The sequence below is a fragment of the Streptomyces pratensis genome (assembly GCF_016804005.1).
Taxonomy (GTDB): Bacteria; Actinomycetota; Actinomycetes; order Streptomycetales; family Streptomycetaceae; genus Streptomyces; species Streptomyces pratensis_A.
On sequence record NZ_CP051486.1, the window covers coordinates 2,819,787 to 2,833,932 of the forward strand.

Genomic DNA, 14,146 nt, shown 5'->3' on the forward strand with positions numbered 1-14,146 from the left:
GAACCGGTCATACCGGAGAAGGGGGCGGGGCGATGTCCGTGGTCGATCTGCGTGGGGCGCTGGATTTCAGCGCGAATCCGTATCCGTACTACGCGAAGCTGCGCGCCGAGGGGCCCGCGCACCCGGTCCGCACCGACGACTTCGAGCGGGTCTGGATGATCGTCGGCTACGAGGAGGCCCGCGCGGCCCTCGCGGACCAGCGGTTCAGCAAGGACTGGCGGACGGCGGACGCCTGGTCGGCGTCGGGCAACCCGATCAACGCCAACATGCTGGAGACGGACGCCCCGCATCACACCCGGCTGCGCAGGCTCGTCGCGCGCGAGTTCACCGCCCGGCGGATCGAGGCGATGCGCCCGCGGGTCGAGCAGATCACCGCCGGCCTTCTCGACGCGATGGTGCCGGCCGGGAGCGCCGACCTCGTCGACGCGTTCGCCTTTCCGCTGCCGATGACCGTGATATGCGAGCTCCTCGGAGTACCCGACATCGACCGGGACGCCTTCCGTCTGCTCTCCAACGCCATCGTCGCCCCCGTCTCGCCGCAGGAGGAGGGGGAAGCGGTCCGCGCGATGGGCGCCTACCTGGAGGAGCTGACCGAGGACAAGCGATGCGCCCCCGGCGACGACCTGATGAGCGCCCTGATCCAGGCACGTGACGACGAGGGGGGCCGCCTGTCGCCGGACGAGCTGATCGGCATGGCCTTCCTGCTCCTGGTGGCGGGACACGAGACCACGGTGAACCTGATAGCCAACGGCGTACGCGCACTGCTCGACCACCCCGAGCAGCTGGCCCTGCTCCGTGCCCGGCCGGAGCTGATCGACGGCGCGGTCGAGGAGATGCTCCGCTACGACGGGCCGGTCGGCACGGCCACCTTCCGCTTCACCCGTGAGCCCGTCGCGGTCGGCCCGGTGGTCATCCCGCAGGGCGAGGCGGTCCTGGTCGCCCTGGGCTCCGGGGACCGCGACCCCGGCCGCTACCCGGATCCGGACACCTTCGACATCCGGCGTGAGGCACAGGGACACCTGGCCTTCGGACACGGCATCCACTTCTGCCTGGGCGCACCGCTGGCCAGGATGGAGGGACGCATCGCGATCCGCGCGCTGCTGGAGCGCTGCCCCGGGCTCGTGCGCGACCCCGACGGCGGGGAGCCCGACTGGCTGCCCGGACTGCTGCTCCGGGGGGTCCGCCACCTGCCGGTGCGCTGGTGAGGTGAGATGACCCCCATGACCGAACTCTCCTTCGCCATGGCCCAGCAGGTCCTCGACAGCCAGCCGTTCAGCGGGCTCGTCGGCGCGCGGATCACGGACTTCAGGGACGGGGCGGCCGTCCTGGAGGTCGACGTGCGCGAGGAACTCACCCAGCAGAACGGGTTCCTGCACGGCGGGGTGCTGTCCTACGCGGCCGACAACGCGCTGACCTTCGCCGCCGGGACGACGCTCGGACCCGCCGTCCTGACCGGCGGCTTCTCCATCCAGTACGTGCGCCCGGCGAGCGGCCGCACCCTGACCGCCCGGGCCGAGGTGGTCCACAGCGGCCGCAGGCAGGCCGTCGTCCGCTGCGATCTGTACACCCTGGACGACGAGGGGTCCGAGACACTGTGCGCGGTGGCCCAGGGAACCGTTCTCTCCGCCCTGCCGACCTGAAGGGAACCACGTTGACCACGGAAGCCCCGTTCGACCTCGGCGCACTCGGCGACGACTTCATCCGCGACCCGTATCCCGTCTACGCGCGGTTACGCGCCCGTGGGCCGGTGCACCGGGTCCGCATCCCGGAGGGCGCGGAGGCCTGGCTCGTCGTCGGGTACGAGGCGGGGCGGGCACTCCTCGCCGACCAGCGGCTCTCCAAGGACTGGAACAAGGCGTCGCCCTCGCTGGGCGTCCGCAAAGTGTCCGTGGGTACGTCCATGCTGGGCAGCGACGCCCCGGACCACACCCGGCTGCGCAGGCTCGTGGCCAGGGAGTTCACTCCACGGCGTATGGAACAGCTCGCTCCGCGCGTCCAGGAGACGACGGACGGATTACTCGACTCCATGACGGATGGACCCGGGCGGAGCGCCGACCTGGTCACGGCGCTCTCGTCGCCCCTGCCGATGGCCGTCATCTGCGAGCTGCTGGGTGTGCCGACCCTGGACCGGCAGGCGTTCCGTGAATGGTCCGACACCGCTGTCTCGTCCCTCGACGCCGACGCGCGTGGCCGGGCCAAAGCCGCTATGACCGCCTACCTCGCCGGGCTGATCGCGGAGAAGCGCGCGGCCCCCGGGGACGACCTGATGAGCGCGTTGATCCACACGTCGGACGACGACGGCGATCAGCTCTCCGCCGATGAGCTCATGGGCATGGCCTGGCTCCTGCTGGTCGCCGGGCACGAGACCACGGTCAACCTCATCTCCAACGGGGTCCTGAGTCTGCTGACTCATCCGGACCAACTGGCCGCACTGAAAGCCGACTTCGGTCTCATCGGTAACGCGGTCGAAGAGACGCTGCGATACGAGGGGCCCGTCGAGACCCCGACGTACCGCTTCACCACCGAGCCGATCGACGTCTCCGGCACGGTGATCCCCGGCGGTGGCGAGCTCGTCCTGATCGCGATGGCCGACTGCGACCGCGATCCCGCCCGCTACCCCGACGCACACCGCTTCGACATCACGCGGGACGCACGGGGGCACGTCGCCTTCGGCCACGGCATCCACTACTGCCTGGGCGCGCCACTGGCCCGGATCGAGGCCCGGATCGCCATCCGGTCGCTCCTCGAACGCTGCCCGGGCCTGCGGCTCGACTCGGACCCTGCACACCTGACCTGGCGTACCGGCATGCTGATCCGGGGCCCGCAGAGCCTGTCGGTGGCCTGGTAGCGGGCCTCAGGCCTCGGCGATCTCCGTCATCCGCACGGGGCGGCGCTCCTTGCGCGACAGCTCGCACGCCTCGGCGACGCGCAGCGCGTGCAGCGCCTCCCGGCCGTCGCAGGGGTTCGCCAGCTCTCCGCGCACGACGCCGATGAAGGCGTCCAGTTCGGCCTCGTACGCCGGGGCGAACCGCTCCAGGAAGCCCTGCCAGGGCTTGGCCGGGGCCGGCGGTCCCTGCGGCTCGGCGGAGGTCAGCGGCGTACGGTCGTCGAGGCCGACCGCGATCTGGCCCTGCTCGCCCGCCAGTTCCATGCGCACGTCGTAACCGGCCCCGTTGCACCGGGTGGCCGTCGCCGTGGCGAGCGTGCCGTCGTCCAGGGTGAGCAGCGCCGCCGCCGTGTCCACGTCGCCCGCCTCCCGGAACATCGCCGGGCCCGCGTCCGATCCCGTCGCGTACACCTCCGTCACCTCACGGCCGGTCACCCAGCGCAGGATGTCGAAGTCGTGCACCAGGCAGTCCCTGTACAGGCCGCCGGAGAGCGGCAGATAGGCGGCGGGCGGGGGAGCGGGGTCGGAAGTCGTCGCCCGTACGGTGTGCAGCCGGCCCAGCGATCCGCCGCGTACGGCGGCGCGCGCCGCGGCGTAACCCGCGTCGAACCGGCGCATGAAGCCGAGCTGGAGCACGCTGCCCGCCCGCTCGACCTCCCGGAGCGCGCCCAGGGTCCCCGCCAGGTCCAGCGCGATCGGCTTCTCGCAGAAGGCGGGCAGACCGGCCCGTGCCGCCCGGCCGATGAGGCCGGCGTGTGCCGAGGTCGCCGAGGCGATCACCACCGCGTCCACCCCCGAGCCGAGGACCTCCTCGGCGGAGGCCACCGTGGTGGCCCCGGTGCGCGCCGCGACCTCCGCGGCGCGGGCGGCGTCCGCGTCCGCCACCACCAGGGAGGCGACCGCGGGATGGCGTGCCAGGACGCCCGCGTGGAAGGAACCGATCCGGCCCGTGCCGATGAGTCCGATGCGCATGGACCCAACGTGCCGCCCACCGGGCGCACTGTCAACTATATGTCCTGACAAAGCGAAGGGTGCGGCGTGGCGGTACGGGGTACGCTCCGTGCCGTGCCCAAACCCGCCGCCGACTCCGCCGCCCTGGGGCTGGGCGTGGACCGCACCAGCCCTGTCCCGCTCTACCACCAGCTGGCCCAGCAGCTGGAGGCGGCCATCGAGCAGGGGCGGCTCGTACCCGGCAGCCTCCTCGGCAACGAACTGGAGCTCGCCGCGCGGCTCGGACTGTCGCGGCCCACCGTCCGTCAGGCCATCCAGTCACTCGTCGACAAGGGTCTGATGGTGCGCCGGCGGGGCGTCGGCACCCAGGTCGTCCACAGCCGGATCAAACGTCCCCTGGAGCTGAGCAGCCTCTACGACGACCTGGAGACGGCCGGCCGGAGCCCGGCGACCAGGGTCCTGCGCAACACGGTCGAGCCCGCGGCGCCCGAGGTCGCCGCGGCACTCGGAGTCGAGGAGGGCAGCGACGTCCATCTCGTCGAACGGGTGCGGTACGCGCACGACGAGCCCGTGGCGCTCCTGCGCAACCACCTGCCGCCGCACCTGCTCGACCTCGGCACCGAGCGGCTGGAGTCGACCGGCCTCTACCGGATGATGCGCGCCTCGGGGATCACCCTGCACAGCGCCAGGCAGTCCGTGGGCGCCCGCGCCGCCACCGCCGAGGAGGGCGAACTGCTCGCCGAGCCCGCCGGAGCCCCGCTGCTGACGATGGAGCGCACCACCTTCGACGACGGCGGCCGGGTCGTCGAATTCGGTTCCCACGTCTACCGGGCGTCGCGGTACGCCTTCGAGTTCCAGCTGCTGGTCCGGTCCTGAACCTCCGCGCCGGAAGCCCCGGTCAGAATGTTCGGACAAAAACATTGACGCGGTCATGCTAGGTGGTTAGAACGGCGGGAGGGCGCGGCCCGCGCCCCTGCCGGGCACCGCCGGTCCGGGCTCGGGGATACTTGGCCCGCCGGGCGGCGAGTCCGCCCTCCCCGGCTTCACCAGGCAGCACAGCGAGCAGCACTAGAAGGGCACGGCGTCGTGGCAAGGGTTCGGACAGGGGTACGCGCGATGGGCGCCGTGCTGGCAGCGGTACTGGCGGCCTCCCTCGCGGGATGCAGCAGCACCGGCGGCAAGCGGGCGGAGGAACGCGCGGCCCAGCAAGCCGCCGAGGGCCGGTCCGCGGTGAACACGCCCCGATGGACATTCGCCATGGTCACCCACTCGGGCGATGGCGACACCTTCTGGGACATCGTCCAGAAGGGCGCCGAGCAGGCGGCAGCCAAGGACAACATCAACTTCCTCTACTCGCACGACGCCGAGGGCCAGCAGCAGGCCGAGCTCGTCCAGACGGCGATCGACAAGAAGGTCGACGGCCTGATCGTCTCGCTGGCCAAGCCCGACTCGATGAAGGCCGTCGTGGCCAAGGCGGTCAAGGCCGGCATCCCCGTGATCACCGTGAACTCCGGCTCCGCCGAGTCCAAGGCCTTCGGGGCGCTCACCCACATCGGCCAGGACGAGTCCATCGCGGGCGAGGCCGTCGGCGACGAGCTCGACGAGCGCGGCCGCAAGAAGGTGCTGTGCGTCCTGCACGAACAGGGCAACGTCGGCCACGAGCAGCGCTGCGCCGGGGCGAAGAAGACCTTCGGCGGAACGATGCAGAACCTCTACGTCGACGGCACCAACATGCCCGACGTGCAGGCATCCATCGAGGCCAAGCTCGACTCCGACCGGAGCATCGACGCGGTCGTCACCCTCGGCGCCCCCTTCGCCGCGGCGGCCGTCAAGGCCAAGCAGACCGCCGGCAGCAAGGCCGAGATCGACACCTTCGACCTCAACGCGAGCGTCGCCACCGGTCTCGCGAACGAGTCGCTCGGCTTCGCGGTCGACCAGCAGCCCTACCTCCAGGGGTACGAGGCCGTCGACCTGCTCTGGCTCCACCGCTACAACCAGAACGTGCTCGGCGGCGGCCGGCCCGTCCTGACCGGCCCGCAGATCATCACCGCCGAAGATGCCGAGGCGCTCGCCGATTACACGAAGCGGGGGACCCGATGACAGCGACCGGGCAACCGGCGGCGCCCCACACCGACGAACGCCTGCTGCGCACCTCCCCGCTGCGCAAGCTGCTGGGCCGGCCCGAGCTCGGCTCGGTCGTCGGTGCCGCGGCCGTCTTCCTCTTCTTCGCCATCGCCGCCGACAGCTTCCTGCAGACCTCCAGCCTCGGCACGGTGCTCTACGCGGCCTCCACCATCGGGATCATGGCGGTGCCGGTGGCGCTGCTGATGATCGGCGGCGAGTTCGACCTGTCCGCCGGTGTGATGGTGACCAGCTCCGCGCTGATCTCCTCGATGTTCAGCTACCAGATGACCGCCAACGTCTGGGTGGGCGTCTTCGTGTCGCTGCTGGTCACCTTGGGATTCGGCGCGTTCAACGGGTTCATGCTGACCCGCACCAAACTTCCGAGCTTCATCATCACGCTCGGCACGTTCCTGATGCTGACCGGTCTCAACCTCGGTTTCACCAAGCTGATCAGCGGCACCGTCTCGACCAAGACCATCGGGGACATGGAGGGCTTCGAATCCGCCCGCAAGGTCTTCGCGTCCTACCTCACCATCGGTGACGTCGAGCTGAAGGTCACGATCCTGTGGTGGGCGGCGCTCGTCGCGATCGCCACCTGGATCCTGATCCGTACCCGCTTCGGCAACTGGATCTTCGCCGTCGGCGGCGAGGCCGACGCGGCCCGCGCGGTCGGTGTGCCGGTGATCCGCACCAGGATCGGCCTCTACCTCGGTGTCGCCTTCGCCGCCTGGGTCTCCGGGCAGCACCTGCTGTTCTCCTACGACGTGGTGCAGTCCGGCGAGGGCGTCGGCAACGAGCTGATCTACATCATCGCGGCCGTCATCGGCGGCTGCCTGATCACCGGCGGCTACGGCTCCGCGATCGGGTCCGCGGTCGGCGCGATCATCTTCGGCATGACCAGCAAGGGCATCGTCTACGCGGAGTGGAACCCCGACTGGTTCAAGTTCTTCCTGGGAGCGATGCTGCTCCTGGCCACCCTGCTCAACGCATGGGTACGCAAGCGTGCGGAGGCGACGAAATGACGGCCACCCAGGCTCCGGCCCCCCGGGACACGGCCGGCCCGGCGCTCGTCGAGCTCGACGACGTCAGCAAGTACTACGGCAACATCAAGGCCCTGGAGCACGTGTCGCTGGAGGTCCACGCGGGGGAGATCACCTGCGTCCTCGGCGACAACGGCGCCGGCAAGTCCACCCTCATCAAGATCATCGCAGGACTGCACCGGCACGACGCCGGGGCGTTTCGGATCGAGGGCGAGGAGACCACGCTCGTCAACCCGCGTGACGCCCTGGACCGGGGCATCGCCACCGTCTACCAGGACCTGGCCGTCGTTCCGCTCATGCCCGTCTGGCGCAACTTCTTCCTCGGCTCGGAGCCGACAAAGGGCTCCGGCCCGTTCAAGCGCCTCGACGTGCGGCAGATGCGCGAGACTACGCGCGCGGAGCTGCTGCGCATGGGCATCGACCTGAGGGACGTCGACCAGCCGATCGGCACCCTGTCCGGGGGCGAACGCCAGTGCGTGGCCATCGCCCGCGCCGTCTACTTCGGCGCGAAGGTCCTCGTCCTCGACGAGCCGACCGCGGCGCTCGGCGTCAAGCAGTCGGGGGTCGTGCTCAAGTACGTCGCCGCCGCCAGGGACGCCGGGCTCGGCGTGGTCCTCATCACGCACAATCCTCACCACGCCTACCTCGTGGGTGACCGGTTCGTGCTGCTCAAGCGCGGTGTGATGTCCGGGAGCCACACCAAGGACGACGTCACACTGGACGAACTGACGCGCCAGATGGCCGGTGGGAGCGAGCTCGACCAGCTCAGCCACGAGCTCGAACGGGCCCCTTCCCCGGGCCACCTCGGGGGTCACCCCGTCGACGGCGGCACCCCGTAAATCACGTTCCGCATCCCCCGCCCCCGACCCGGAGACCGGATCCGGGGGCGAGGGAATGGCAGAATCGTGGTCGGCGGGCGCCGTCCGCCGCCGGACGGACCACCGACCGGCCCCCCGACCTGCGCAGGGACGATGAGCACGTACCGCGACTTCACACACCGCGGCTCCGCCCGCGCGACCGTCCTGCGGACCGTCGGCACCAGGGAGCGGCGCTCGCACCTCACGGCGCCCAGGGTCCCCACCGTGGGCATCGACATCGGCGGGACGAAGGTGATGGCCGGCGTCGTCGACGCCGACGGCAACATCCTGGAGACCCTGCGCACCGAGACGCCGGACAAGTCGAAGAGCCCCAAGGTCGTCGAGGACACCATCGTCGAACTGGTCCTGGACCTGTCCGACCGGCACGACGTGCACGCCGTCGGGATCGGCGCGGCCGGCTGGGTCGACGCGGACCGCTCCAAGGTGCTGTTCGCCCCGCACCTCGCCTGGCGCGACGAGCCGCTCCGCGACGCCATCGCCTCCCGGCTGGTGGTCCCCGTGATGGTCGACAACGACGCCAACACGGCCGCCTGGGCGGAATGGCGCTTCGGCGCGGGCCGTGGCGAGGACCACCTGGTCATGATCACGCTCGGCACCGGCATCGGCGGCGCGATCCTGGAGGACGGGCACGTCAAGCGCGGCAAGTACGGCGTCGCGGGTGAGTTCGGCCATATGCAGGTGGTGCCCGGCGGGCACCGCTGCCCGTGCGGCAACCGTGGCTGCTGGGAGCAGTACAGCTCGGGCAACGCCCTCGTGCGCGAGGCCAGGGAGCTGGCCGCGGCGGACTCCCCGGTGGCCCACGGCATCATCGAGCGGGTCAAGGGCAACATCCCCGACATCACCGGGCCGCTCATCACCGAGCTGGCCCGCGAGGGCGACGCGATGTGCGTCGAGCTCCTCCAGGACATCGGCCAGTGGCTCGGCGTCGGCATCGCCAATCTCGCGGCCGCCCTGGACCCGTCCTGCTTCGTCATCGGCGGCGGTGTCAGCGCTGCCGACGACCTGTTGATCGGCCCGGCCAGGGACGCCTTCAAGCGCCACCTCACCGGCCGCGGCTACCGCCCCGAGGCCCGCATCGCGAAAGCGCAGCTCGGCCCGGAGGCGGGCATGGTCGGCGCCGCCGACCTCGCCCGTCTGGTCGCCCGGCGGTTCCGGAGGACCAACCGCCGCCGGGTCGAGCGCTACGAGCGATACGCCCAGTTCTACGACCAGGCCGCGAGCACCATCCGGAACACGCGCGGCACCCGCACCGCCGACTGAACCGCCGGCCGCGCACCACGGCACCCGCAACCCCGCCCCGTACCGCAGCTTCGAGGGATCACCGACCATGACCGCAGCCGAGCACCACATCGTGCCGCGCCAGCCCCCTTCGTCCGGCTCTTCGGGGTCCTCCGGGTCATCCGGGTCGTCCGGGTCCTCCGGTGCCTCGGGCTCCTCGGGCTCCTCGGGAGACGGGACGCCTCCGGAGAACCGGCGAAGGGTGATCCGGCGGCGCCTGATCACGCTGACCATCATCGTCCTGCTCATCGGCATCCCGGCCGGTTACCTGGTGATCTCCGCGGGACAGAGCCGTCGTTCCGGCAAGGACAAGGAGGCCGAGGCCGCCGCCCAGGGGCTGCGCGAGGACTGGCCGTCCGGCATGCAGCGCCGGATCTTCGAACTGCCCATCCCGGGCAACGCGGTCGGGGTCCAGTACTACGAGACGAACAACTGGAAAGCCAGCCGGATGTACGTGAAGTTCCGTACGACCTCCGCCGGGCTCGACCGATTCCTGAGCGGTGTCGGCACCGGCCGGGCCGCGCTGGAGACCGGCAAGGTCACCATCAGCGAACGGGACGTCAAGATCACCGGATGGTACTTCGGTCCGGGCGTCGACTGGGTCGGCACGGTCCACAAGAACAAGGACCCGCGCCCCACCCAGAACATCACCGTCAACATGACCGATCCGGCGGCCCCGGTCGTCTACGCCGTCTCCGCGGCGACCCCCTGACGGGAAGCGGACGGGCCGCTCATTACCCTGGAGCGAGCGAGACGACCCCGCAGCCCGCCCGGCCCCCGGGGACGGCCGGCCCCCGAGCCCCTGCAGGGCGAGGTGATCCGGCAGCCGCCCCCGGCTCCCCAGCCCGTGCCGGGGGCAGCCGTACGCGCAGGCCCCAGGGCCGACGGCCGTCCAGCCGCCACAGTCGGCCGACCCGCCCCCGCAGCAGGTGCCCGCGCCGCCGTCGCCCCAGCCGCAGTACGGCCGGCCGGACCCCTCGACGGCGCCCGGACCGCAGTACGGCCTGCCGCACACGCAGCCCGCCCCGGCCCCGCAGGGCGTGCAGCCGCAGGCTCCGCAGCCGGTGCCGGCACAGCCGCACGCGTCCACGGAGCCCGGCCCGCAGTACGCCCAGCCGCTGACTCCGGCCGCACCACATGCCCAGGTCGCTCCCGTACCGCAGCAGGCCCAGCCGCAGCAGCCCCACGGCCCGGGCGGCGCACAGCAGCCCGGCTGCGGGCATGAAGAAAGCTCCTGGTAGACGGGTTCACGACCAAGATCACCAGTCCGCCAGGAGCTTTCGTGTGCTTGTCCACCCGTCCGGCATCGATCTGTCCAGCCGTGCCCTGCAACACCTCTCCGGCCTCCTCGCGGGTCACCGCCGCCGGATCGGCTCCCGGTGGCGCCGCCTCACCTGCGGCCGGCAGGCCCTGCTCGTTCTGGCCCGCCTGCGCTGCGGCGACACCTACGCCCGACTCGCAGCAGGATTCCGCATCAAAATCACTACCGCCCACCGACACACACGCGGGCCGTCGACCTCCTGGCAGGCCTCGCGCCCACGCTCACCCAGGCCATGACGACCGTGCGCAAGAAGGCATACGTGATCCTCGACGGCACCGTGCTGCCCATCAACCGTATCGCCGCCGACCGCCCGTAGTACTCGGGGAAGAAGAAGCACCACGGGATGAACGTGCAGGTCCTCGCCGATCCAGCCGGATGCCTGATCCGGGCCTCGGACGCGCTGTCCGGAGCCGTGCACGATCTGACCGCGGCCCGGGCCCATGACATCCCCGCCGCTCTCGCCGCTGACGACATCAAGTGCTGGGCGGACAAGGCATACCAGGGCGCAGGCCCTGCTGTCCGCGTCCCGTTCCGGGGCAAGAATCCGCCCGGTTGGAGCCGACGTCACAACCGCGATCACGCCAAGATCCGCAGCCTCGGCGAACGCGCCATGGCCACCCTCAAATGCCGGCGGCTCCCGCAGACACTTCGTTGCAGCACCACCCGGATCGCCGCCGTCGTCCGCGCTGTCGTCGCACTCGAACTCGCCACCTGATCAAGGCGGCTCAGCGAGAACGCGGAGTACGTCGGCAGCCCGGCTGGCGCCAGTTCGTCGGCGCCGTCGGAGCCGGGCCCCGCTGGCCTCGGGCTGCCCTGTCCGGTGACTGTCCGAGTGCGGTGAAAGGGCCCGTGCCCGATGCGCACGAAGGCGCGAGAGGACACGGGCCCGTGGGAGCCTGGCTGTCAGCCGGTCAGACTATGTTCTCCGCCTGCTCCCGGTCTTTCCCGTTTTCCGAGGGTGCGCCCGCCTTCCGGTCCTGTACGTACTGCAGGAAGGTGTTGAGTTCGCGCTTGACGACCGGGGCGAGGAGGTAGAGGCCGATGATGTTGATGACGGCGAGCGTGAAGAGGACCGCGTCGGCCAGGTCGATCAGGGTCTGCAAGGTGAGCAGCGATCCTGCGACGGCGAACACGGTGTAGAGGATCTTGAAGGTCAGCTCGCTGGTCCGGCTGCGGCCGAACAGGTACGTCCACGACTTGAGGCCGTAGTAGCCCCAGGTCAGCACCGTGGAGACGGCGAAGAGCAGCACGGCGACGGTGAGGATGTACGGGAACCAGGGCAGGACCGTCTCGAAGGCGTCGGAGGTGATGGTGACACCGCCGATGTCCTCTCCGGCACGGGCCTCCGCCCAGCTGGTCGGATTGGCGATGACGATGGTCAGGGCGGTCATGGTGCAGATGACCACGGTGTCGATGAACGGCTCCAGCAGTGCGACCAGGCCCTCGCTGGCGGGGTGCTTGGTCTTGACTGCGGAGTGGGCGATCGGGGCGGACCCGAGACCGGCCTCGTTGGAGAAGGCAGCTCGCTTGAAGCCGATGATCAGCGCACCGAGCACGCCTCCGGCGACACCCTGCGGGTTGAACGCTCCCTCGACGATGGTGGCCACGGCGTCCGGGACGGCACTGACGTTGACCAGAATGACGACCAGGCACGCGACGATGTAGATGCCAGCCATGGCAGGGACGAGCCTGCTGGTGACGTTGGCGATGGAACGAATGCCGCCGAGGAGCACGATGCCGACGAGCGCGGCGATCAGGATGCCGAAGAACAGGGCGCCGGCGGAGGAGCCCAGCGCGCCGTCCTCGCCACCGGTGACCGAAACCAACTGCGCGTAGGACTGGTTGACCTGGAAGAGGTTGCCGCCGAAGAGGCCGAAGAACAGGATCATGAAGGACGCGAGGACCGCGAGGATCTTGCCGAGAGCCTTGCCGTTCTTGCCGAAGCGTTCGGCGAGGCCCTTGGGGAGGTAGTGCATCGGGCCGCCGGAGACGGTGCCGTCGGCGTGCACCTCGCGGTACTTCACGCCGAGAGTGACTTCGACGAACTTGGTGGCCATGCCGAGAAGACCGCACAGGACCATCCAGAAGGTGGCACCCGGCCCGCCGATGGAGACGGCGACGGCCACACCGGCGATGTTGCCGAGGCCGACCGTGCCGGAGACGGCGGCAGTCAGCGCCTGGAAGTGGTTGACCTCGCCGGCCGAGTCCTTCTCGTCGTACTTGCCCCTGACCACGTCCACGGCGAGTCTGAATTTGCGGAACTGGATGAACCCGAACCAGCCGGTGAAGACCAGACCGGCGACGACGAGCCAGGCGACGATGAGAGGCAGATCGGTTCCGCCTACGGGAACGGCGTAGAAGACCACCTCCCCCAGCCACTTCGCTATGGGCTCGAAGAAGCCGCTGACGGCTTCATCGACGGACCGGGTGACGGAGTCGAGTGACAAGATGACTACCTCGGTGGCACGGGACGGCAAGCAGGAGTTGTCGCCGGATGAGTGATCTCTGAGCGAACGTCGTTGTCCGATATACAGCCCTTGGTGCGCGGCGCTGCTTGGCACCGTCATCACGTCGGGGCCCTGTGCGGATAGGGGCCGGTCCTCCGCAGCACAGTCGTCGGTGGATTCACCTGCGGAGTTGCGATTTTCTACCACGTCTTTACCGAACCTTGAGTGACGCATCTCACGTCACTGCTGGTGATCGCGGAAAGTCCCAGCCAGCGAGACAGGACCGTTATTCGACCGCAGGTACGTGTGCTGTATGCACTTACCTCTGCACCGAGTTGAAGCAGTTCGCCGGCCGTCACGAATCACCGCGCCCGGCCGGCGCGTCGCCTCCCTCGGGGAAGCGGGGTGGACACCTGGGCCCGACGGGCGGTGCCCCTCCGCAGAGCTCGTACAGCTACAGCAAAGGGCTCGCAGAGAATCAACACGTCGAGTTGATCTTCGTGGGCCTGCTGCTGGAGATGAATGCGGTGACGTCAGCGGGTGTGCGGAACCTGGCTGTCGAGGCTGGGATGTTGTGACCGTTCTCGGCTAGGAGGGGCTGGACTTGGTGCACGGCCCTGGTGATGGTGCTGCCATTGACTCCGAAGAGCTGGGCGATCAGGTCTCGGGTGCCGAGGGGTCCGGAACGAGTGATCTCGTTGGTCTTCCCACCGACGTTCATCTGTGCGCGGACCAGCCCGCCGACGTGGTCGCAGGCGGCCAGGAAGTGGATTCTCCGGCCCTGGCGCGGGCGGCGCCCCGCAGCGACTTCCCGTCGACGGCCGGTGCCCGCAGCCCGCCCGCGTCCTGCTGCCGGTCGGCAAGCCAAGTCCCGACCGCCCGGTCCAGGGCGTTTGCGTCGATCCTGGCCAGGATCATCGCCACCGGCCGCTGCGTCGGCATCACCCCCCAGGCCACCGCAGCCCAGTACCGGCGCGACGGCATTACCTACCGTCCGTTGCGCGACACCGATCCCGTCCCCGTCCCCGTCAACCTCATCTGGCGCAGGCACGACCCCCACCCCGCTACTCACGCCGCCGTCGCTCTCTCCATCGACCTCTACCGCGAAAACCGCCGCGCCCACCACCAACGTGAAGACCACCAAGCGCTGGTACGTGAAGCCGGACGTCGAGGATCTTCGTGGAGCCGCTACGACATGGGGTGGTCTTCACAGTGCTCGG

General features: G+C 70.1%; 13 protein-coding genes and 3 pseudogenes. 11 read left to right on the forward strand and 5 right to left on the reverse strand.

Going from position 1 to position 14,146, the window contains the following annotated elements; genetic code table 11:
- The first annotated feature begins 32 nt into the window (after positions 1-32).
- From HED23_RS12190 to HED23_RS12200, 3 genes are read left to right on the forward strand one after another with little or no spacing between them, the layout of a single operon-like run.
- Positions 33-1,205 carry a cytochrome P450 family protein gene (locus HED23_RS12190; RefSeq protein ID WP_203183423.1) on the forward strand — a complete coding sequence of 391 codons (1,173 nt, stop codon included), beginning with the start codon at positions 33-35 and terminating at the stop codon, positions 1,203-1,205.
- Positions 1,206-1,220: 15 nt separating this feature from the next.
- Entirely contained in the window at positions 1,221-1,640 is a 420-nt protein-coding gene (locus tag HED23_RS12195; protein WP_203183424.1) for a PaaI family thioesterase, read from the forward strand.
- 11 nt (positions 1,641-1,651) lie between these two features.
- Positions 1,652-2,848 (forward strand): cytochrome P450 family protein, encoded by a 1,197-nt coding sequence (locus HED23_RS12200; RefSeq protein WP_203183425.1) that lies wholly within the window; start codon positions 1,652-1,654, stop codon positions 2,846-2,848.
- 6 nt (positions 2,849-2,854) lie between these two features.
- Here HED23_RS12200 and HED23_RS12205 read toward each other — a convergent pair whose 3' ends face one another.
- Positions 2,855-3,859: a Gfo/Idh/MocA family oxidoreductase gene (locus HED23_RS12205; RefSeq protein ID WP_203183426.1), complete on the reverse strand. Its 1,005-nt coding sequence runs from the start codon at positions 3,857-3,859 to the stop codon at positions 2,855-2,857.
- Between the two features lie 93 nt (positions 3,860-3,952).
- Between HED23_RS12205 and HED23_RS12210 the strand changes: the two genes are divergently transcribed.
- The 6 genes from HED23_RS12210 to HED23_RS12235 all read left to right on the forward strand — a co-directional run bounded on the left by HED23_RS12210 (position 3,953) and on the right by HED23_RS12235 (position 9,870).
- Positions 3,953-4,714: a GntR family transcriptional regulator gene (locus HED23_RS12210; protein ID WP_203183427.1), complete on the forward strand. Its 762-nt coding sequence runs from the start codon at positions 3,953-3,955 to the stop codon at positions 4,712-4,714.
- Positions 4,715-4,954: 240 nt separating this feature from the next.
- Positions 4,955-5,938, forward strand: coding sequence for a substrate-binding domain-containing protein (locus HED23_RS12215; protein ID WP_203183428.1), 984 nt, complete (start codon positions 4,955-4,957; stop codon positions 5,936-5,938).
- On the forward strand, positions 5,935-6,984 hold the full coding sequence (locus HED23_RS12220) for an ABC transporter permease (RefSeq protein WP_203183429.1): 1,050 nt from the start codon (positions 5,935-5,937) through the stop codon (positions 6,982-6,984). The genes HED23_RS12215 and HED23_RS12220 overlap by 4 nt, the downstream gene beginning before the upstream one ends.
- On the forward strand, positions 6,981-7,841 hold the full coding sequence (locus HED23_RS12225; protein WP_203183430.1) for an ATP-binding cassette domain-containing protein: 861 nt from the start codon (positions 6,981-6,983) through the stop codon (positions 7,839-7,841). Before HED23_RS12220 ends, HED23_RS12225 begins: the two co-directional genes overlap by 4 nt.
- A 132-nt stretch (positions 7,842-7,973) precedes the next feature.
- Positions 7,974-9,140, forward strand: a complete 1,167-nt coding sequence (locus tag HED23_RS12230; RefSeq protein ID WP_203183431.1) for an ROK family glucokinase — start codon at positions 7,974-7,976, stop codon at positions 9,138-9,140.
- A gap of 67 nt (positions 9,141-9,207) precedes the next feature.
- The gene (locus HED23_RS12235) at positions 9,208-9,870 is read left to right on the forward strand and encodes a hypothetical protein (RefSeq protein WP_203183432.1); all 663 of its coding nucleotides are present in this window, start codon (positions 9,208-9,210) and stop codon (positions 9,868-9,870) included.
- 22 nt (positions 9,871-9,892) lie between these two features.
- Here the strand turns inward: HED23_RS12235 and HED23_RS12240 are convergent, their stop codons facing one another.
- Positions 9,893-10,381 (reverse strand): hypothetical protein, encoded by a 489-nt coding sequence (locus HED23_RS12240; protein WP_203183433.1) that lies wholly within the window; start codon positions 10,379-10,381, stop codon positions 9,893-9,895.
- A 61-nt stretch (positions 10,382-10,442) separates the two neighbouring features.
- Here HED23_RS12240 and HED23_RS12245 point away from each other — a divergent pair.
- Positions 10,443-11,194: pseudogene (locus HED23_RS12245) on the forward strand (transposase family protein).
- A gap of 196 nt (positions 11,195-11,390) precedes the next feature.
- On the opposite strand, the gene HED23_RS12250 reads toward HED23_RS12245, so the two are convergent.
- The 3 genes and pseudogenes from HED23_RS12250 to HED23_RS12260 all read right to left on the reverse strand — a co-directional run bounded on the left by HED23_RS12250 (position 11,391) and on the right by HED23_RS12260 (position 13,910).
- Positions 11,391-12,926, reverse strand: a complete 1,536-nt coding sequence (locus HED23_RS12250; RefSeq protein ID WP_203183434.1) for an alanine/glycine:cation symporter family protein — start codon at positions 12,924-12,926, stop codon at positions 11,391-11,393.
- A 478-nt stretch (positions 12,927-13,404) separates the two neighbouring features.
- A pseudogene (locus HED23_RS12255) lies at positions 13,405-13,602 on the reverse strand (ISAzo13 family transposase); the annotation flags it as partial.
- A 41-nt stretch (positions 13,603-13,643) separates the two neighbouring features.
- Positions 13,644-13,910 (reverse strand): hypothetical protein, encoded by a 267-nt coding sequence (locus HED23_RS12260; RefSeq protein ID WP_238441928.1) that lies wholly within the window; start codon positions 13,908-13,910, stop codon positions 13,644-13,646.
- Here HED23_RS12260 and HED23_RS35020 point away from each other — a divergent pair.
- Positions 13,843-14,040, forward strand: a pseudogene (locus HED23_RS35020) (LysR family transcriptional regulator); the annotation flags it as partial. The gene HED23_RS12260 and the pseudogene HED23_RS35020 sit on opposite strands and share 68 nt — an antisense overlap.
- Positions 14,041-14,146: the final 106 nt, after the last annotated feature.

Coding starts and splice junctions, on each gene's coding strand:
- HED23_RS12195 (WP_203183424.1), top strand. CDS start 1,221: ATGACCGAACTCTCCTTCGCCATGGCCCAGCAGGTCCTCGACAGCCAG.
- HED23_RS12225 (WP_203183430.1), top strand. CDS start 6,981: ATGACGGCCACCCAGGCTCCGGCCCCCCGGGACACGGCCGGCCCGGCG.
- HED23_RS12230 (WP_203183431.1), top strand. CDS start 7,974: ATGAGCACGTACCGCGACTTCACACACCGCGGCTCCGCCCGCGCGACC.
- HED23_RS12190 (WP_203183423.1), top strand. CDS start 33: ATGTCCGTGGTCGATCTGCGTGGGGCGCTGGATTTCAGCGCGAATCCG.
- HED23_RS12235 (WP_203183432.1), top strand. CDS start 9,208: ATGACCGCAGCCGAGCACCACATCGTGCCGCGCCAGCCCCCTTCGTCC.
- HED23_RS12205 (WP_203183426.1), bottom strand. CDS start 3,859: ATGCGCATCGGACTCATCGGCACGGGCCGGATCGGTTCCTTCCACGCG.
- HED23_RS12240 (WP_203183433.1), bottom strand. CDS start 10,381: ATGCCCGCAGCCGGGCTGCTGTGCGCCGCCCGGGCCGTGGGGCTGCTG.
- HED23_RS12215 (WP_203183428.1), top strand. CDS start 4,955: ATGGGCGCCGTGCTGGCAGCGGTACTGGCGGCCTCCCTCGCGGGATGC.
- HED23_RS12220 (WP_203183429.1), top strand. CDS start 5,935: ATGACAGCGACCGGGCAACCGGCGGCGCCCCACACCGACGAACGCCTG.
- HED23_RS12260 (WP_238441928.1), bottom strand. CDS start 13,910: ATGCCGTCGCGCCGGTACTGGGCTGCGGTGGCCTGGGGGGTGATGCCG.